21 protein-coding genes are annotated in these 17,016 nt (G+C 72.2%); 16 read left to right on the top strand and 5 right to left on the bottom strand.

The window, feature by feature from the left end; genetic code table 11:
- The first annotated feature begins 11 nt into the window (after positions 1-11).
- Entirely contained in the window at positions 12-662 is a 651-nt protein-coding gene (aztA, locus tag ACN27B_RS30020) for a zinc ABC transporter ATP-binding protein AztA (protein WP_422742657.1), read from the top strand.
- Positions 663-801: 139 nt separating this feature from the next.
- Here the strand turns inward: aztA and ACN27B_RS30015 are convergent, their stop codons facing one another.
- Positions 802-1,029 carry a hypothetical protein gene (locus ACN27B_RS30015; protein WP_422742655.1) on the bottom strand — a complete coding sequence of 76 codons (228 nt, stop codon included), beginning with the start codon at positions 1,027-1,029 and terminating at the stop codon, positions 802-804.
- Positions 1,030-1,110: 81 nt separating this feature from the next.
- Here ACN27B_RS30015 and rpmF point away from each other — a divergent pair, with 81 nt between their 5' ends.
- The 4 genes from rpmF to ACN27B_RS29995 all read left to right on the top strand — a co-directional run bounded on the left by rpmF (position 1,111) and on the right by ACN27B_RS29995 (position 4,091).
- The gene (rpmF, locus tag ACN27B_RS30010; protein ID WP_216935120.1) at positions 1,111-1,290 is read left to right on the top strand and encodes a 50S ribosomal protein L32; all 180 of its coding nucleotides are present in this window, start codon (positions 1,111-1,113) and stop codon (positions 1,288-1,290) included.
- Entirely contained in the window at positions 1,287-2,519 is a 1,233-nt protein-coding gene (locus ACN27B_RS30005) for a GTP-binding protein (protein ID WP_422742653.1), read from the top strand. Before rpmF ends, ACN27B_RS30005 begins: the two co-directional genes overlap by 4 nt.
- 11 nt (positions 2,520-2,530) lie before the next feature.
- The gene (locus ACN27B_RS30000) at positions 2,531-3,256 is read left to right on the top strand and encodes a class I SAM-dependent methyltransferase (RefSeq protein ID WP_422742651.1); all 726 of its coding nucleotides are present in this window, start codon (positions 2,531-2,533) and stop codon (positions 3,254-3,256) included.
- 430 nt (positions 3,257-3,686) lie between these two features.
- A complete protein-coding gene (locus tag ACN27B_RS29995) occupies positions 3,687-4,091 on the top strand; it encodes a Fur family transcriptional regulator (protein ID WP_422742649.1) in 405 nt (134 codons plus the stop codon).
- A gap of 11 nt (positions 4,092-4,102) precedes the next feature.
- Here the strand turns inward: ACN27B_RS29995 and ACN27B_RS29990 are convergent, their stop codons facing one another.
- Genes ACN27B_RS29990 through ACN27B_RS29975 form a run of 4 tightly spaced genes read right to left on the bottom strand, consistent with a single transcriptional unit; the run spans position 4,103 to position 6,974 of the window.
- Positions 4,103-4,540, bottom strand: coding sequence for a Fur family transcriptional regulator (locus tag ACN27B_RS29990; protein ID WP_278104856.1), 438 nt, complete (start codon positions 4,538-4,540; stop codon positions 4,103-4,105).
- A 6-nt stretch (positions 4,541-4,546) separates the two neighbouring features.
- Entirely contained in the window at positions 4,547-5,413 is an 867-nt protein-coding gene (locus ACN27B_RS29985; RefSeq protein WP_422742646.1) for a class I SAM-dependent methyltransferase, read from the bottom strand.
- Entirely contained in the window at positions 5,410-5,670 is a 261-nt protein-coding gene (locus ACN27B_RS29980; RefSeq protein ID WP_278104858.1) for a type B 50S ribosomal protein L31, read from the bottom strand. Before ACN27B_RS29980 ends, ACN27B_RS29985 begins: the two co-directional genes overlap by 4 nt.
- Positions 5,667-6,974: a CobW family GTP-binding protein gene (locus ACN27B_RS29975; protein WP_422742644.1), complete on the bottom strand. Its 1,308-nt coding sequence runs from the start codon at positions 6,972-6,974 to the stop codon at positions 5,667-5,669. Before ACN27B_RS29975 ends, ACN27B_RS29980 begins: the two co-directional genes overlap by 4 nt.
- Before the next feature lie 49 nt (positions 6,975-7,023).
- Here ACN27B_RS29975 and ACN27B_RS29970 point away from each other — a divergent pair, with 49 nt between their 5' ends.
- From ACN27B_RS29970 to ACN27B_RS29920, 11 genes are all read left to right on the top strand, one after another.
- Positions 7,024-7,509 carry a winged helix-turn-helix domain-containing protein gene (locus tag ACN27B_RS29970; protein WP_422746122.1) on the top strand — a complete coding sequence of 162 codons (486 nt, stop codon included), beginning with the start codon at positions 7,024-7,026 and terminating at the stop codon, positions 7,507-7,509.
- A 75-nt stretch (positions 7,510-7,584) separates the two neighbouring features.
- On the top strand, positions 7,585-7,821 hold the full coding sequence (gene rpmB, locus ACN27B_RS29965) for a 50S ribosomal protein L28 (RefSeq protein WP_216935083.1): 237 nt from the start codon (positions 7,585-7,587) through the stop codon (positions 7,819-7,821).
- On the top strand, positions 7,821-7,988 hold the full coding sequence (rpmG, locus tag ACN27B_RS29960; RefSeq protein ID WP_018783846.1) for a 50S ribosomal protein L33: 168 nt from the start codon (positions 7,821-7,823) through the stop codon (positions 7,986-7,988). The genes rpmB and rpmG overlap by 1 nt, the downstream gene beginning before the upstream one ends.
- Complete coding sequence (gene rpsN / locus ACN27B_RS29955; protein ID WP_422742641.1) at positions 7,988-8,293, top strand: 30S ribosomal protein S14; 306 nt, start codon at positions 7,988-7,990, stop codon at positions 8,291-8,293. Before rpmG ends, rpsN begins: the two co-directional genes overlap by 1 nt.
- 109 nt (positions 8,294-8,402) lie before the next feature.
- A complete protein-coding gene (locus ACN27B_RS29950) occupies positions 8,403-9,875 on the top strand; it encodes a choice-of-anchor M domain-containing protein (RefSeq protein WP_422742639.1) in 1,473 nt (490 codons plus the stop codon).
- A 132-nt stretch (positions 9,876-10,007) separates the two neighbouring features.
- Positions 10,008-11,168: a WxL protein peptidoglycan domain-containing protein gene (locus tag ACN27B_RS29945; RefSeq protein WP_422742637.1), complete on the top strand. Its 1,161-nt coding sequence runs from the start codon at positions 10,008-10,010 to the stop codon at positions 11,166-11,168.
- Positions 11,169-11,209: 41 nt separating this feature from the next.
- Positions 11,210-12,760, top strand: coding sequence for a TIGR03773 family transporter-associated surface protein (locus ACN27B_RS29940; RefSeq protein ID WP_422746120.1), 1,551 nt, complete (start codon positions 11,210-11,212; stop codon positions 12,758-12,760).
- A 71-nt stretch (positions 12,761-12,831) separates the two neighbouring features.
- Positions 12,832-14,352: an anchored repeat ABC transporter, substrate-binding protein gene (locus tag ACN27B_RS29935; protein ID WP_422746118.1), complete on the top strand. Its 1,521-nt coding sequence runs from the start codon at positions 12,832-12,834 to the stop codon at positions 14,350-14,352.
- Complete coding sequence (locus tag ACN27B_RS29930; RefSeq protein ID WP_422742635.1) at positions 14,352-15,344, top strand: choice-of-anchor M domain-containing protein; 993 nt, start codon at positions 14,352-14,354, stop codon at positions 15,342-15,344. The genes ACN27B_RS29935 and ACN27B_RS29930 overlap by 1 nt, the downstream gene beginning before the upstream one ends.
- 26 nt (positions 15,345-15,370) lie before the next feature.
- Entirely contained in the window at positions 15,371-16,084 is a 714-nt protein-coding gene (locus ACN27B_RS29925; RefSeq protein WP_422746116.1) for an anchored repeat-type ABC transporter ATP-binding subunit, read from the top strand.
- Positions 16,084-16,989: an anchored repeat-type ABC transporter permease subunit gene (locus ACN27B_RS29920; RefSeq protein WP_422746114.1), complete on the top strand. Its 906-nt coding sequence runs from the start codon at positions 16,084-16,086 to the stop codon at positions 16,987-16,989. The genes ACN27B_RS29925 and ACN27B_RS29920 overlap by 1 nt, the downstream gene beginning before the upstream one ends.
- Positions 16,990-17,016 lie beyond the last annotated feature (27 nt).

Below are 17,016 nucleotides of genomic sequence, written 5' to 3'. Positions count from 1 at the left end.
ATTTAGGGGGAGTGGTGGGCGCCGAGGTTCTGACCGTCGAGCACGTGGCGTTTCGATACGCCGGTGTCCCTGTCCTGCGGAACGTGAGCCTGCGCGTGGCGGCCGCCTCCACGGTCGCCGTGACCGGTGCGAACGGCTCCGGCAAGAGCACGCTGCTGCACCTGCTGGCCGGTGTCGAGCAGCCGGCCGAGGGCAGCGTCCGGCGGCGGGCCGGCTGCCGGCTGGCCCTGCTCCCGCAGCGCACCAGCGGCATCGACGCGCTCCCGCTGACCGTCGCGGAGTGCGTGCAGATCGGCCGGTTCCGGCCGCGCCGACGCCTGAGCCGCGACGACCGCGCCGCCGCGAGCACGATCATGGAACGACTCGACCTCGCCCACCTGGCGCGGCGGCGGCTGCGGGAACTGTCCGGTGGGCAACGCCAGCGCACGCTCATCGCCCAGGCCCTGGTCCAGGTCGCCGACATCTACGTGCTGGACGAACCCACGGTCGCCCTCGACGCGACGAGCCGGCGAAACGTCCACGACCTGCTCGCCGAACGGGTCCGTGCCGGCGCGGCGGTGGTCTACGCCAGCCACGACGCCGCCGACGCCACCCTCGCCGATCGCACGGTGCGACTCGCCGGCGTCGAGGGCTGCTCCGTCACCGACGCTGCGGGGCACTGATCGTGAGCGCGAGGGCCGGCCACCCGGGTGGCCGGCCCTCGCGCTCACGATCGGCGTGGCGGCAACGAGCGACCGTCGTCCGGGCGGTCACCTGGGCGCCGCGGCTGCGGACCGGCGGGTGAGACCGGTCGGAACGGGATCAGTGCTCTCCGTAGTGTCCGCCGTGTGCGGCGTGCCGGTGGCCGTCGTGCACGTAGTCAAGGTGGTCGCCGTGCAGCACGGGGGAGTGGCCGCACCCGTCCCCGTGGACGTGGTCCTCGGCGATCACGTGCTCGCTCGACGCGCACTCGTCGTAGTGGTCGTCGTGGGCGTGGTGCACGTGCCCGTCGTGCAGGTAGTCGGTGTGGCCGTCGTGCGGGACCGACACGTGCCCGCAGCCGTCGGTGCGATTATGAAAACGAAAACCGATGCCGCTAGTCTGGCGTGACACCCAGCAGAAGGAGTTTCCATGGCCGTTCCGAAGCGGAAGATGTCGCGGTCGAACACCCGGCACCGGCGGGCGCAGTGGAAGGCGGCCGTACCGCAGCTGACCCCCTGCCCCTGTCCGCGCAAGGAGATGGTGGTGCCGCACCGGGCCTGCACGCACTGCGGCCTGTACAAGGGACGTCAGGTGGTGGACCAGCCGTGACCGGTCGGCTGCCGGTGACGGTGCTGTCGGGCTTCCTCGGCGCCGGCAAGACCACCCTGCTCAACCATGTCCTGGCCAACCGGGACGGGCTGCGGGTGGCGGTGATCGTCAACGACATGAGCGAGGTCAACATCGACGCCGCGCTGGTCCGCGACGGCGGCGCGATGTCGCGGACCGAGGAGCGACTGGTCGAACTGACCAACGGCTGCATCTGCTGCACGCTGCGCGACGACCTGCTCGACGAGGTGGCCCGGCTGGCGCGACTGGGCCGCTTCGACTACCTGCTGATCGAGTCCAGCGGGATTTCCGAGCCGATGCCGGTGGCCGCCACGTTCGCCTTCGGGGTCGAGGACGGTCAGGTCCTGGACGACCTGGCCCGGCTGGACACCACGGTCACCGTGGTCGACGCGGCGGGGTTGCTGGCCCGGATCGAGGCGGGCGAGACACTCGAGGCGCGCGGCGTGGCCGCGTACGAGGGGGACGACCGGAGCGTCGCCGACCTGCTGGTCGACCAGATCGAGTTCGCCGACGTGCTGGTGGTCAACAAGACCGACCTGGTGTCCCCGGAGGACCTGGCGGTGGTGGAGGCACTGCTGACCCGCCTCAACCCGGCCGCCCGGCAGGTCCGGGCGGTCCACGGGCGGGTCGACGCGGCGGAGATCCTGCACACCGGCCGGTTCGACCTGGAGCGGGCGGAGACGGCGCCCGGGTGGGTGGCCGAACTCAACGGTGAGCACGTGCCGGAGACCGAGGAGTACGGCATCTCCAGCATCGTGTTCCGCGACCATCGGCCTTTCCATCCCCGGCGCCTGTGGGAGCTGCTCGCCGGCGGCCTGGACGCCTTCGGTGTGGTGCGGTCGAAGGGGTTCCTCTGGCTGGCGAGCCGCCCGGACGTGGTGGCCCTGTGGTCGCAGGCGGGCCCGTCCGGGCGGTGCGACCCGGCCGGCGTGCCGGTCGCGGTGTCGGGGGAGTGGCCGGAGGATCCCGCCGAGCGGGCGGAGGTGGAGTCCCGGTGGCACCCGGTCTTCGGGGACCGCCAGCAGGAACTGGTCCTCATCGGCGTCGGGCTCGACGGCGACGGGCTGCGGGCGGCCCTGACCGGCTGCCTGCTCACCGACGCGGAGGTCGCCCTCGGGGAGTCCGGGTGGCGGCTCCTGCCCGATCCCTTCCCCGAGTGGGACCTCGGCGACCTGCACGAACACGACCACGCCGAGACGGTACGGCTCTGACCATGTCGAGGATGCCCGCTTGCGTCGACGTCGCCCGGTGGCGGCGGGACTGGGAGGCGGCAATGCGGCACTACCAACCGGGCCGGGACGAGATGCTCGCCACCGGCCTCGCCGCGGTCGAGGAGGCACACGGGCGGACGCCGGAGCGGGTCCTCGACATCGGTGGCGGACCGGGAACCACCGCCGAGGCGATGCTGCGGCGGTGGCCCGGCGCCCACGTCACCGTGCTGGACGTCGACCCGGTCCTGCTGGCGTTGACCGACACCGCGTTGCCGCACGTGCGTACTGTCCGGGCCGACATCGCCACCGAGCGGTGGCGGGCGCCGGCCGGTGGCCCGTACGACGTGATGTTGGCGATGATGACCCTGCACTACCTGCCCGGAGACCGGGTCCGTGCGTGGTACGCCGAGGCCCGGCAGCTGCTGCGACCGGGCGGGTTGTTGCTCGTCGCTGACGCGATGCGGGACGCTCCGTCCGTGGTGCCGGCGCAACCGGCGACCGGGGGGACCGATCCCTGGGCCGAGTGGTGGACCAGGCTGGCCGGCGAACCGGCGATGGCGTCGCTGCGGCGCGCGCGGGCGGCCGCCCTGGCCAGCCCCACCTGCGCGGAGTTCGTGGCGCCGATCGGCTGGCACCGCGACACCGCGCGGCGAGGCGGGCTCTGCGACGCTAGGGTGCTCCACCAGCGGGCGGACCACGTCCTGATGGCGTTCCGTCGCCCTGAGGAGCACCGGTGAGTGCCACCCCGCCCAGCGGTGTCACCGTCGTCTACTGCGACGGCCATCGCTGCCACGCGCTTCGCGAACGGGGACGGCACGAGGGCCCGGAGGACCCACCGGACCACATCGAGGCCCTCCGTGCAGCCGTACGGTCCAGCCGTAACGCGGTGCTCATCAGGGCGGACTGTCTCGGCGCCTGCCACCGGGCGCCCACTGTCCTGCTCACCGGCGTGGCAACGGGTGGGCGGCCGGCGCTGATCGGGCCGATCGAGACAGCGCGCCGTTGGCAGGCGGTCGTCGACGCCATCCGAGAGGCCGACGGACCGCCCCGCTGACCTGCCGTCACGCGGATCGCGGGCACGGCGATCCGGCCGGTTACCATCACCGTCGCGATGCTCCGGGTGGATGGCCCGGCACGGGCGGCGGTGCAGTGAGGAGTTGACAGCCGATGACGACGAATCCGATTCCCGGGGCGGTCCGCAACACTCGGCAGCGGGCGGAGGTGGTCGAACTACTCGCCCGCTCGGACGAGTTCCGCAGCGCGCAACGCCTGCACGCGGAGCTGCGCGCGAGGGGAGCGGGGGTGGGCCTCACCACCGTGTACCGCACCCTGCAGGCTCTGGCGGACGCGGGTGAGGTGGACATCCTGCGCCTGCCCACCGGAGAGCAACTGTTCCGGCGGTGCAGCCGCACCCATCACCACCACCTGGTGTGCCGGCACTGCGGGCGCACCGTCGAGGTCACCGGACCGGCGGTGGAGGACTGGGCCCGCCGCACAGCCGGCGAGCACGGGTTCACCGACGTCAACCACACTCTGGAGATCATGGGCACCTGCGCGGCCTGCGCCCGGTGATCCGGGCGGGCCTACGGCGACTCCGGTGACGTGGGGCAGGCCGCGCAGTGCCCGTGCAGATCGATCCGGTCAGCGTGCGGAGTGAAGCCGGTGGCCTCCCGTAGCTCACGGAGCCACGCCTCCACCAGGTGCGGCGGGCATTCGGTGACCAGGCCGCAGTCGTCGCAGAGCAGGTGTTGGTGCGGCGTGTCCGGGCAGCGCCGGTAGGCGCGTTCCCCGCCCACCTCGAAGGAGTGCAGCAGGCCGACCTCGGTGAGCCGGTGCAGCGCGCGGTACACGGTGCTCAGGCCGATCCGGTGACCGGCGCCGGTCAGCGCGGTGTGCACGGCTTGGGCGGTCATCGGGTGGGTCCGACCGGTCAGCGCGGCGAGGATGGCCTGCCGCTGCCGGGTGGTGCGTACGCCGATCGCCCGCAGGGGCGTGACGGCGGGCGGCGTGGTCTCGGACATGGCCGGTCACCCGCGCCGGCCGACGTGGATGCTACGCGCCTCGAGGAGGAACAGGTCCCGACGTCCGCCCAGCCAGCGGGGATCCCCCGGGTCGAGTAGCCGCGCCCAGGTGTCCAGGTCGGAGGCTGTGAGCAGACCGGTGTCGCGGAGCCGGCCGACACGGTTGGCGAGGCGGTTCACGACGGCGCGCCGCTCGGGTGACGGAAGGGGCGGGGGCAGCTCGGCGAGGGTGGTGGCGGTCGTGACCGGATCCAGGCCGGCACGGCGCAGCGCCTCGTCCCAGCCGTACGGCATGGGCCGGCCGCCGGGGAGCGCGGCGCGCATCCGGGCGAACCAGCGGTCCTCGGCGGTGTGCAGGCGCAGCTCCAGCCCGGGGTCACCGACTCCGAGGTCCCAGGGTAGGTGGCGGGTGGGAAGACCACCCTCGGCGAGTGCCAGCCGCCCGCCCCGAGCCAGCAGAGCCGCCAGGGCATCGATGCCGCGTTGCTGGTCACCGAGGTGGTGCACCACGCCCGAGGCCCACACGAGATCGGCGTGTCCACCGACCGTCTCCGCGAGGCTGTCGACGTCATCGATGTCGACGAGTGCGACGTCGACACGGATGCGCGGGTCCGCCCACTCGTCGTGGATCCGCGCGCGGGCAACGTCCACGATCGCCGGTTCGGCGTCGACGGCGAGGACCCGGCCACAGGTCATGTGTCGGGCCAGGGCGAGGGCCATGCCGGCGCCACCGCAGCCGACGTCGACCGCGAGCCGGTCGCCGGGGGCGACCAGCTCGCGGGCGACAGCCTGGTACCAGGCCCGATCGGCCGTGGCGGCGTCGACGAGGCGGGTCGTGTGCGCCGCCCAGTCGATACGCGCCTCGGTCGTCATGACTGCTGAGGGCCCCGGCGGGCGTACTTCTGGCGGAACTTCTCGACGCGGCCGGCGGTGTCGAGCAGGCGTTGCTTCCCGGTCCAGAAGGGGTGGCTGGCGGACGAGATCTGAACGTCGATCACCGGATAGGTGTTGCCGTCGCTCCACTCGATCGTCTGGTCGCTGGTGGCGGTGGAGCGGGTGAGGAAGGCAAAGTCGGCGCCCTTGTCGCGGAAGACGACGGGGCGGTACTCGGGGTGGATGCCGGGTTTCATGCGGGCTGCGCTCCTTCGGTGTCGGTGTCGGTGTCGGTGTCGGTCAGCTCCTCCGCCCCGAGGGGGAAGCAGCCGGCGAACGGGTCGGGGTAGGTGCGCCAGGTCTGTTCTCCGTCGGCGAGTTCGGCGTCGGTGAGCAGACATCCGGCGAGAGTTCGGTGCAGGTCGACGGGGTCGATGTCGAGGCCGATGAAGACCAGGTGCTGATGCCGGTCGCCGTAGTAGGGATCCCAGTCGAGGGCGGCGGCCAGGCGACGCTGGTCCTCGACGTGCTCCCAGTGCTGCTCCGGCAGGCTCACCAGCCAGTAGCCGAGAGAACCCATGGCCAGGCCGCCGCCGGCGAACTCCCAGGCCACCACGGTGTCGGGTTGGCTGGCCAGCCAGAAGTACCCGCGCGAGCGGATCATCTCGGCGTTGACCTCTTCGAGGACGTCGTGCAGGCGCTGCGGGTGGAACGGCCGGCGGGCACGGAAGACGGCGGAGACGACTCCGCAGTCGGACTCCGGCTCGTGCGCGCCGAGGGTGTAGCCCTGCAGGCCGTGGTTCAGGATCCCCGGGGTTTCCGGCCGGTGCCGGTGGGTGTGGCGAAGTTGCTGGGTCAGCGTACCGGCGTCGACGAGGTCACCGTCGACGCGGACCTGCGCCGCCCACGGCGCCATCCGTTCCAGAAGCACCGACAGGCGACTGGTGTCGTACGCGCCCTCGCGGGACTCGCCCCACAGGACGAGGGTGTCGGCGAACTCGATCTGCCGGACCACGACGTCGGCCAGCGCCCGGTCGTCGTTGTTCGCCGCCGCGATGCCGAGGGTCTTCAGGTCGTCGGTGCTGGCCAGGCCGTCGAGCAGGTGCTCGGCGTCGACCACGGTGACGTAGGAGTCGACCCGGATCAGATCGGTGATCGGGGCGCCGTCGACGAGACAGTGCGCGCAGACGGCGGCGACCGCCTCGGGCTCGACCACCTCGGGAAGCATCAGCAGCAGGTCACGGTGCGGGTGGGCGCGGGCCAGCCGGGCGAGGGTGGGCAGCACGTCCTCCCGCAGCGTGCAGGAGACACATCCGTGCGCCAGGGTGATCCGCTCGTCCTCGAGCACGCCGGCGGCGTCGCGCACGATCCGGTGCACGGTGCCGGCGGCCAGGTCGGCGAGGTCGTGCCGGACCAGCAGCAGCGCCGGGTCCGCCGCCAGCAGAGTGCGGGCGACGGCGTACGTCGCGGACGGCCAGAAGCCGCTGAGCACGGTCAACGACGGCCCGGTATCGGCCGTCGTAGCGCCGGGATCGGCGGGTGCGAGCGGTGACGTCGACATCACAATCCTCTCGACACGAGTTGAAAACGGTTGTCATTATAGGCACGTGATGGACGACCGGCGGGTGGGGGTGTCGATGGAGGACGACGGTGGCGTGGTGGTCACCATCCGGCTGGAGGGCTCGGCGGGACCTCCCGATGCCGACGCGACCCGCCTGCTGCGGCTGGTGAGTCGCATCGCCGCCCGCCAGGCCGATGGCGGGACGGAGCCCGCGCCCGCGCGGGACGTGCACCTCCTGCGAGTCGTCCCGCACGCGCGCACGGTCTACTGCGACGGCCGCGAGATTCTCCTCACCCGGCGCGAGTTCGACCTGCTCCGGCACCTCGCCGATCATCCCCGACGGGTGTTCACCCGGGATCAGCTGCTCGATCGGGTGTGGGGGCACCCCTTCACCGGCACCCGGAGCGTCGACGTCCACGTGCGGCGCCTGCGGGTGAAGCTCGGCGCCGACCTGCCGGTGATCGCCACGGTGCGCGGCGTCGGCTACCGGCTCGGTTCCGCCATGTCGGTCGAGGTGGTGAACGACCCCGGCTGAACGATGTCCGATTGGCTGATGTAGAAACGAAAACCGTTGTCGTTACCGTTTGATCGAACCAGGAGGAGTTGAGTCGTGTCCCGACGCTGTGACGTCACCGGGGCGGAGCCGAGCTTCGGCAACGCCGTTTCCCATTCGCACCGGCGCACCCGTCGCCGGTGGAACCCGAACCTGCAGAGCCACCGCTACTGGTTGCCATCGGAGGGTCGCTGGGTGCGGTTGACCCTGACCGCCAAGGCGCTGAAGACGGTGGACCGCAAGGGCATCGAGAAGGTCGTCGCCGAGATGCGCGCCCGGGGAGTGAAGCTCTGATGGCCAAGCAGACCGACGTCCGTCCGATCGTGCGGCTGCGCAGCACCGCCGGCACCGGCTACACGTACGTCACCCGCAAGAACCGCCGCAACGACCCGGACCGCCTGGTGCTGCGCAAGTACGACCCGGTCGTGCGCCGGCACGTCGAGTTCCGCGAGGCCCGCTGATGGCGAAGAAGAGCCTGAGCAACCGGCAGGCCCGCCGGGAGGACCTGGTCGCCCGGCATGCCGACCGCCGGGCGGAGCTGAAGCGGCTGATCGCCCACCCGGACACCGATCCGGTCGTACGCGCTGACGCGGTCCGCTGGCTCAGCCGGCTCCCGCGCGACTCCAGCCCGGTCCGGCTGCGTTCGCGGGATCAGATCGACGGCCGTCCGCGAGGTGTGCTGACCCGCTTCGGGCTTTCTCGGGTCCGGTTCCGGGAGTTGGCCCTGCGCGGTGAGCTGCCGGGTGTCCGCAAGGCGTCCTGGTGACGGTTGCCATCACCGGTCGGGTGTGGGCCACCGCCGCGCGCCGACCGCCGCCCGCACCGGGCGTCGTGTACCACCGCGCGCAGACCCGCGCGGCGTGGAAAGGGGAGGTATGAATGCGACATTGAGGGCTCGCGGTTTCGCGGCCCTGCTCGCCGGGGCGGTGGTGGTCACCGGCACGGCGCTGGCGCCCACCGCCGCTTCGGCGGCCGAGAAGGTGGTGCTGTCCAAGGGCCACACCGACGCGGTCGATGTGCACTACGAAGGTGGTGCGTTGTCGTTGAAGGTGCACGACGACACGGTCAGTCCGTCGGTGACGCGGGACCCGGCGGACGTCACGTTCCAGGCGTCGCCGGAGTCGGCCATGACCGTGCCGGCCGATTCGAGGTTCGCGTTTCTCGGTCCGGCCGGATCGCAGGTGTGGTTGCTGCCGATGACGCAGGATCCGGATCTGCTCTGGCCGGGCTGGAACACCACGACGCTCGACTCCGGCGTGTTCGAGGGCGACAAGGTGCGCCTGAGCCTGGTCGACGTGGAGGGCCCCGGCAACGTCACGCTGTTCACCCAGGACTCGTTCGGCGGACCGATCATCAAGTTCCGCTCCGACGACGGGCTGCCGGACGCGATCGACGTGCCGGTGCACACCCACGCGCACTCGAACTGGGCGTTCAGCGCGTTGGGCAACTACACGCTGAAGTTCCAGGCCGACGCGACGCTGACCAACGGCACCACGGTCAGCACCGGGCCGGTCGACTACTCCTTCGTCGTCGGCGAGCTGTCCGGCGGCGGACCGGAGGTCAGCCTGTCGGTCAGCGGGATGGCCGACGAGTACCAGCCCAACGACACGGTCACGCTCAGCGCGGTGCAGACGCCGCAGACCGAGCTGGACCACTACCACTGGTTCAGCAAGTGCCCGGACGCGGCCGACTGGAGCATCATCCCGGGCGAGGCGGGCGCGAGTTACTCGTTCACCGCGACCCGGGAGCTGAACGCCTGCGAGTACGTGGCCAAGCTCTACGACGACGACCACGAGGTCGTGGCGACCAGTGAGCCGGTGACCCTGTGGGTGGCGTTCCCGCCGCAGGAGCCGGGCGCCTCGCAGACGATCACCGCGTCGATCGCCGAGAGGCAGGGCTCGCTGGTGATCAGCGTCAACGCCGACGACCGGGCCGTGGTGCTGCCGCCCGCGCAGCTCAACGCCGCCGGTGACCGGTGGGAGAGCAACGGTGAGCTGCGGCCGGTCACGGTGACCGACACCCGCGCCGGCCAGCCGGGGTGGAGCGCCTCCGGGCAGATCCCGGCGGACTTCGCCGGGCCGGACGGGGCGACGTTCAGCGCCGGCTACCTCGGCTGGACCCCGCGTGTCCTGGCCCAGGCCGACGGGCAGGGCGTGGTGCCCGGCGCGGCGGTGGCGCCGTACGTCGTCGGAGTCGGCGGCGGTCTCGGCAACAGCGCGGTGCTGGGCTCGGCTCCGGACGGCACCGGGCGGGGTACCGCACAGCTCGGCGCGGACCTGCGGCTGAGTCTGCCCACCGAGACGGCGGCGGGGACCTACACCGCGACCCTGACCCTCACCGCCATCTGATCGCACCAACCCGTCCGGTGGCCGGGCCGTGAGCCTGGCCACCGGACGACCGCGCGGGGTGGGTGCGTCGTTGCCGCGACCCGCCCACCCCGCACCTCCCCTCGCACCTCCAGGAATGGACCCGTCCCCGCAATGCGCCTGCTCGCCACCATCGCCGTCGGGATCGGCCTGCTCGGCGTGGTCCCCGCACCACCTGCCTCCGCGCTGGCCGCACCCGCCCCCTCCAGCCCGCCGGCAACGCAACGGACGTCGCCGTCGCCGGCACCGTCGCCCGCCGCCGCGACCTGGGGCGTGGCTCCGTCGACCGCGCGTGGACCGAACGGCCGGACGGCGTTCGGCTACAAGCTCGACCCGGGCGCCACCCTGACCGACTACGTCGGCGTCACGAACCACTCCAGCCGCCCGCTCACCCTCGACCTCTACGCCAGCGACGCGGTCACCACGACCCGGGGCGGGTTCGACCTGCTGGCCGCCGGTCAGAAGCCCACCGACGTGGGCTCCTGGGTCCGCCTCCCGCGCCGCACGGTGACCATCCCCTCGGCGTCCCGCCTGGACGTGCCGTTCACGCTCACCGTGCCGCGCAACGCCACCCCGGGAGACCACGCCGGAGGGATCGTCGCCTCGCTGACCGACGTGGGGAGCGACGCGCGGGGCAACCGGGTCGCCGTCGACCACCGGGTCGGCGCGCGCATCTACCTGCGGGTGACCGGTGAGCTGCAACCGACGCTGACCATCCAGGACCTCCGGGTGCGGCACACCGGGTCGGTCGATCCGCTGACCGGTGGCACGGTCACCGCCACGTTCACCGTCCGCAACACCGGCAACGTACGGCTCGCCGGACAGCCCGTGCTCGGTGTGGCCGGGCCGTTCGGCCTGGCCCGGCGGTCCGTGACGGGTACGGCCCTGCCGGAGATCCTGCCCGGCGGCGAGCTGGCCACCACCGTACGCATGTCGGGTGTCCCGCCGCTGTTCCGGCTCACCGCGGACGCGACCGTCACACCGGTCGCCGTGGGCGACCAGGTCCTCGACCCACCACCGCGGGCCAGCACGGCCCAGGCCGCGGTCTGGGCCGTGCCCTGGCCGCAGCTGGCCCTGCTCGCCCTGCTCGCCCTCGCCGGGTGGGCGCTGATCGCGACCCGGCGCCGCCGGGCGGCCCAGCACGCCCGGGCGGTGGCCGCCGCCCGGGAGGAGGGCCGCGCGGAGGCCGGCCGGGCCCCGGACGCCGACCGTTCGGGCCCGGGCCACGACAACCGACAACCTGCCATCGACCGCACGGGGAAGGACGACACGTGAATCGGCTACGCCTGGGGGAGCGACCAATGAGGATGAGAAGCATGCGTGCCGGCGCCGCGAGCCTGGCCGCCGTCGTGCTGGCGCTGGCTCCCGCGGCAACGCCGGCCTCTGCCGAACCCACCGCCGTCACCTCCGCCGGCGCCGACCTGGTCTCCGTGGCGCTCGACGGTGACACGATGTCGCTGCGCTTCCGCGGTGACGCGCGAGCGGCCGGGCGCGACCCGGCCGAGGTGGTGCTCGGGCCGGAGGGCGGCTTGGCCGGCCGGGTGTCGGACGGACCGGCCTTCGCCTTCCTCGGACGGGCCGGCCACGCGGTGTGGGCACTGTCCGCCGGTGACACCGGTTTCCCGGCCCTGGACACCACCGGGGTACGTCCCGGCGTCGCCGTCGACGACCGAGTGACCCTCGCGCTGCGCTCGGTCGACGGACCGGGAACGTTCACCGCCTACACCCTGTACGGCCTGGGTGCCGCGACCCCGCTGTTCGGCAACGGTCCGGGCGTGCCGGGCTCGACGCGGCTGCCGGCCGGCACGCGTACCGGTGGTGTGGTCTGGGCCTTCGACGCCGCCGGTGACTACCGGCTCACGCTGACCGCGTCGGCCGTCCTGCGTTCGGGCGGGACGGCGCGGGCCGAGGCGACGTACCGGGTGAGGGTGCCGACGATCGCCCCGGCCGGCGTGTCGGCGCCCGCGCCGCTGGAGCCGGCCGTGGGGGCGACCGCGCGGGCGCTCGTCGCGCCGAAAGTGGCCGCCGCGCCGAAACCCGCCGCCGCCGCGCCGAAACCCCTAGCAGCGCCGCAGGCGGCGGCCGGCCCCGCGACGGGTCGTCAGGTGATCAGTGACGGGCATGTCGACATGGGTCCGCAGCTCAACGGCGATACCTGGACCATCCGGATCAAGGACGACCGCAGCAGCCCTCCGGTCTGGCGGGAGACCGCCGACGTGGTGCTGCACGTGAAGGACAAGGCGAAGATCACGGTGCCCGCCGGCGCCGACTTCCTCGGCAAGCAGGGCGACACGGTGTGGCTGCTGCCGCAGACCCAGCAGGCGGGTCTCGTCTGGCCGGGGTGGAACACCCAGCACGAGTCCGTCGTGTCGGGGGTCAAGGGCAACGTCACCTGGACGCTGAAGGGGGTCAACGGGCCCGGCCGGTTCGCTCTCTTCCTGACCGGCTCGTTCGGCAGCGAGAACGTGCTGTTCGACTCTACCAAGCCGTTCCCGCAGAAGCTGGACGTCCCGCTCAACACCCACACCCACGGCAACTGGGCGTTCGGCAAGCCCGGTCTGTACCGCCTCGCGGTGCAGATGAGCGGCACCACCACGGCGGGCAGGGCGGTCAGCGCCACGAAGACGCTCACGATCGCCGTCGGCGACAGCACCGATCCGAACACCGGGTTCGCCTCCGGCGCCGGAACCGGCTCCGGAGCTGGTGGGAACGGCGACGGCGACGCCGACCAGGGCGGCGCCGGTCCGCTTCCGCGCACCGGCGCGGGCTGGGTGCTGCCGGCGCTGGCGGTCGGCGTCGTCCTGGTGGCGGTCGGCGCTCTGCTGATGGTGCTGGCCCGTCGGCGCGCCGCGCTCCGGACCCGGTGACGGCCGTGCCGAACACGGCAAGCCACCGCGCGCCGCCGCGGTGGCTTGCCGTGCTGCCGCTACTGGCCGCGATGCTCGCCGGGGGCTGCCGGTCGGACGTGGCGCTCAGCGCGCACGACCAGCGGATCCAGGTGTTGACGACCACCGGGATCCTGCGGGACCTGGCGCGCAACGTCGGCGGCGAACGGGTGACCGTCACCTCGCTCGTGCCCGACGGCGCCGACCCGCACAGCTACGAGCCGTCGCTGCGGGACATCCGCGACGTCGTCTACGCCGACGTGGCCTTCAGCAACTACCTGCTCCTGGAGGAACAGGCCGTCATCAAGGCGCTGGACGCGAACCTGCGCGACGGCGTGCCGAACATCTCGCTGGCCGAGGGAGCGGTGAAGTACGCGGCGGAGATCATCCCGCTGGTCGAGGACGTCTCGCTGGACACCATCTGGCTGGGCATGCGGGTGCGCGGCGCCGGTGCGGAGCAGGGAGCGGACCGGTCCTCGGAGGTACTGCTCAGCGCGACCGCCGTGGACGGGCCGGGGCGGATGTTCGCGTACCTCACCGAGTCGTTCGGCAACCCGTCGTTCTCCGTCGACTCGAGCGACGGGTTCGACCCCGCCAACGGCTACCGGGACGACACGGCGACGCTGCCGCCGGACGCGCACACCCACATGAGCTGGGCGTTCACCAAGCCGGGTGTCTACCGGCTGACCATGCGGGCGCGGCTGGCCGTCGACCCGCGGACGGCGCCCGTCCCGATGGGTGAGCAGGTGTTCACCTTCGCCGTCGGGGTGGACCCGCACTCGGTGCCGGGGACGTCGGAGGTGCTGAGCGGAGGGCACGCCGATGTCACCGTCGATCTCGACCAGCGGCGGCTCTACCTGCTCGCCGACCCCGAGGGTGGCGGCGAGGCGACCCAACGGGTGTACGACCCGGCGCACACCGTGATCGAGGTGCCGAACAAGGCACTGCTGGAGGTGCCCGGCGACCGGCGTTTCCGGTTCCTCGGCCGGCCCGGCACCCAGGTCCACCAGTTGCCGCAGGCGGTCCTCGGCAAGCACGTGCACGGTGAGATCGACCCGCACCTGTGGCAGAACGTCCGCAACGCGATGGCCTACACGGAGCTCATCCGGGACACGCTGATCGGCGTGGACCCCGAGGGGGCGGCGACCTACCGGGCGAACGCCTCGTCCTACCTCCGGCAACTGGAGGCGCTCGACACGTACGTGCGGGGCACCATCGCGCAGATCCCGCCGTCCCGGCGCCACCTCGTCACCACGCACGACGCGTTCGGCTACCTGGGCCAGGCGTACGGGATACAGATATCCGGCTTCGTCACACCCAACCCGGCCACCGAGCCGAGCCTCGCCGACCGCCGCAAGCTCACCGAGACGATCCGCAACCTGCGCATACCTGCTGTCTTTCTGGAGCCGAACCTGGCGGCTCGGTCCGCCACGCTGACCGAGGTGGCCCGGGAGGAGAACCTGCGGGTGTGCCCGATCTACGGCGACGCGTTCGACCGCGACGTCACCACCTACGCGGAGATGATGCGGTTCAACGCCGAATCGCTGCGCGACTGCCTGACCACGGAGAAGTGATGGAGGAACCAGTGACGGCAGGACGGGCGCGCCGCCGCACCCGCACGACCACAGTCATCCTGCGCGGGGCCCTCGCGGCGCTGCTCGTGCTGGCGACGGCACCGACCCCGGCGCGGGCGGCCGAGCCGACGCCGAACCTCAGCCAGTCGATCGCAGCCGACCAGCCCCTCGCCACCGGGCGGACGACGCTCACCACCGGGCACGTCGACATCGGCCCCCGCTACGTCGACAACCGGTGGACGCTGCTGATCCACGACGGCACGCAGGCGCGACCGGTGTGGCGTGACCCCGACGAGACCCTGTTGCGGGTGTCCGACGCCGCGCTGCAGACCGTTCCGGACGACCCGGCGTACGCCTTTCTCGGCATCGAGGCCGGTGCGCGGGCGTACGTGGTGCCGCAGGTCCAGGACCGGAACGTCGTCTGGCTGGGGTGGAACACCCAGGACCCGCGGGTGTTGCGGACCATCGACCGCGGCGTCACCCTGACCCTGCTCGGTGTGCGCGGTCCGGGGACCCTCACGACGTACCTCCAGTCGGGCAACTTCGCGGCGCCGCAGCCGCTCTGGCGATCCGCCGAGTCGAAGGCCCAACCCTTCTGGGTGGAGGTCAACACCCACACCCACGCCAACTGGGTCTTTTCCGCCCCGGGTGTCTATCTGCTGGCGGTGCAGGTGTCGGCCGACCTTGTCGACGGGAAGAAGGTGTCGGCGACCGGCACGCTGCGTTTCGCGGTGGGCGACGCCACCAGCGCCGACGACGCCTTCGCCGCCAAGGCGGACACGCCCGTACCCGCCGGTCAGGAGCAGCCCGCCGAGGGCCCGGCCGGAGCCGGCGATCGGGCCGGCGGCTCGCCGACGCTGCTGATCGCGGCGTTGGCCGGGACGGCGGTCGCGCTCGCTGTCGGCCTGGTCGTCCTGTTGCTGCGCGGACGTGGCGCCCGACGGCGGGCCGAGCGGGAACGCCCCGTCGCCTCGTCGGAGGGCCGGCGGTGAGAGCACTGGAGATCGAAGGGCTGGACGTGGATCTCGGCGGCCGGCCGGTCCTGCGGGACGTGACGCTGCGGCTGGATCGCGGTGAGCTGGTGGGGCTGCTCGGGCCCAACGGCGCCGGCAAGACCACCTTGTTGCGTGCCGTCCTGGCCCTGATCCGTAAGCGCGGCGGGCGGGTGCTGGTGGAGGGTGAACCGACCCGCCCCGGCCGGTCGGGGATCGGGTACGTCCCCCAGCGTCACGAGTTCAACTGGGACTTCCCGATCTCGGTGGAACAGGCCGTGATGAGTGGTCGCACCGGACGGATCGGTCCGCTCCGCCGTCCCGGCGTGGCCGACTGGCGTGCGGTCGGCGACGCGCTCGACCGGGTGCAGCTCACCGGCCTGCGCCGCCGGCCCGCCGGTGAACTGTCCGGTGGGCAACGCCAACGCGTCCTGGTCGCGCGGGCGCTCGCGCTCGCGCCGAGCATCCTGCTGCTCGACGAGCCGTTCACCGGACTCGACATGCCCACCCAGGAACTGTTGGGCGAGCTGTTCACCAGCCTGGCCCGGGAGGATCACGCGGTGCTGATGACCACCCACGATCTGGTCGCCGCGGTGGACTCCTGCACCCGGCTGGTCCTGCTCAACGGGCGGGTCGTCGCCGACGGTCGACCTGCGGATCTCCAAGACCCCGCGCTGTGGACGGAGACCTTCGGCGTGAGCGCGACCTCTCCACTGCTGAAGCTCGTGCGGGCGGCCTGATGTCGATCACCGATTTCCTCACCGACCTGCTCAATCCCGACCTCGCGTTCCTGCCCAAGGCACTGGCGATCGCGGTGATGTCCAGCATCGTCTGCGGCGTCGTCGGCTGCTATGTGGTGCTGCGCGGGATGGCCTTCATCGGCGACGCCGTGGCCCACGCGGTCTTTCCCGGCATCGCGGTCGCCTTCGTGCTGCAGGGCAGCCTGGTGCTCGGTGGCGCCGTCGCCGGCGTCGCCACCGCTCTGCTGATCGCGATCTTCTCGCAGAACCGGCGCGTCAAGGAGGACTCGTTGATCGGTGTCTTCCTGGTCGCCGCGTTCGCTCTCGGCATCGTGATCATCTCGCGGGCGCCCGGCTACGCCGGATCGTTGCAGCAGTTCCTGTTCGGCTCGATCACCGGCATCCCGGACCGGGACCTGTATGTCGTCGGGGGGACAGGTCTGGTCATCCTCGGCCTGGTGCTGGCGCTGCACAAGGAGTTCGTCGCGGTCTGCCTGGACCGGGAGATGTCGCGCTCCATGGGGCTTCCGGTCTTCTGGCTCGACATCGCGCTCTACGTCCTGGTGACGCTGGCCGTGGTGATCTCCCTGCAGACCATCGGCAACATTCTCGTCCTGGCGCTGCTGATCACCCCCGCCGCGGCCGCCCGCCTGCTCACCGACCGGCTTGCCGTGATGATGCTGCTCGCTCCGCTGATCGGCGGCGCCTCGGCGCTGGTCGGGCTGTACCTGTCCTGGAGCTACGACACCCCGGTCGGCGGCACCATCGTCCTGGTCGCCACCGCCGTCTTCCTCACCGCATGGCTGTTCGCCCCCCGACATGGCCTGGTGACCAGGGGCCGCCGATCAGTCGGACGCGACGCCTTCCCCCACCAAAGCAAAACGACTATCATTTCCAATAACTGACGGTCCACCGAGGACTGTCATGAGAGG

The organism is Micromonospora sp. WMMD754 (genome assembly GCF_049315235.1).
GTDB lineage: Bacteria > Actinomycetota > Actinomycetes > Mycobacteriales > Micromonosporaceae > Micromonospora > Micromonospora sediminicola.
Note: the sequence above shows the minus strand (reverse complement) of the source record. Positions and strands in the feature narration are given on the sequence as shown.

Bases quoted from the DNA above. Each gene is read 5' to 3' on its own strand.
- rpmF (WP_216935120.1), top strand. From the start codon at position 1,111: ATGGCCGTTCCGAAGCGGAAGATGTCGCGGTCGAACACCCGGCACCGG.
- ACN27B_RS30000 (WP_422742651.1), top strand. From the start codon at position 2,531: ATGCCCGCTTGCGTCGACGTCGCCCGGTGGCGGCGGGACTGGGAGGCG.
- ACN27B_RS29995 (WP_422742649.1), top strand. From the start codon at position 3,687: ATGACGACGAATCCGATTCCCGGGGCGGTCCGCAACACTCGGCAGCGG.
- ACN27B_RS29990 (WP_278104856.1), bottom strand. From the start codon at position 4,540: ATGTCCGAGACCACGCCGCCCGCCGTCACGCCCCTGCGGGCGATCGGC.
- ACN27B_RS29985 (WP_422742646.1), bottom strand. From the start codon at position 5,413: ATGACGACCGAGGCGCGTATCGACTGGGCGGCGCACACGACCCGCCTC.
- ACN27B_RS29980 (WP_278104858.1), bottom strand. From the start codon at position 5,670: ATGAAACCCGGCATCCACCCCGAGTACCGCCCCGTCGTCTTCCGCGAC.
- ACN27B_RS29975 (WP_422742644.1), bottom strand. From the start codon at position 6,974: ATGTCGACGTCACCGCTCGCACCCGCCGATCCCGGCGCTACGACGGCC.
- ACN27B_RS29970 (WP_422746122.1), top strand. From the start codon at position 7,024: ATGGACGACCGGCGGGTGGGGGTGTCGATGGAGGACGACGGTGGCGTG.
- rpmG (WP_018783846.1), top strand. From the start codon at position 7,821: ATGGCCAAGCAGACCGACGTCCGTCCGATCGTGCGGCTGCGCAGCACC.
- rpsN (WP_422742641.1), top strand. From the start codon at position 7,988: ATGGCGAAGAAGAGCCTGAGCAACCGGCAGGCCCGCCGGGAGGACCTG.
- ACN27B_RS29950 (WP_422742639.1), top strand. From the start codon at position 8,403: ATGAATGCGACATTGAGGGCTCGCGGTTTCGCGGCCCTGCTCGCCGGG.
- ACN27B_RS29945 (WP_422742637.1), top strand. From the start codon at position 10,008: ATGCGCCTGCTCGCCACCATCGCCGTCGGGATCGGCCTGCTCGGCGTG.
- ACN27B_RS29940 (WP_422746120.1), top strand. From the start codon at position 11,210: ATGCGTGCCGGCGCCGCGAGCCTGGCCGCCGTCGTGCTGGCGCTGGCT.
- ACN27B_RS29935 (WP_422746118.1), top strand. From the start codon at position 12,832: ATGCTCGCCGGGGGCTGCCGGTCGGACGTGGCGCTCAGCGCGCACGAC.
- ACN27B_RS29930 (WP_422742635.1), top strand. From the start codon at position 14,352: ATGGAGGAACCAGTGACGGCAGGACGGGCGCGCCGCCGCACCCGCACG.
- ACN27B_RS29920 (WP_422746114.1), top strand. From the start codon at position 16,084: ATGTCGATCACCGATTTCCTCACCGACCTGCTCAATCCCGACCTCGCG.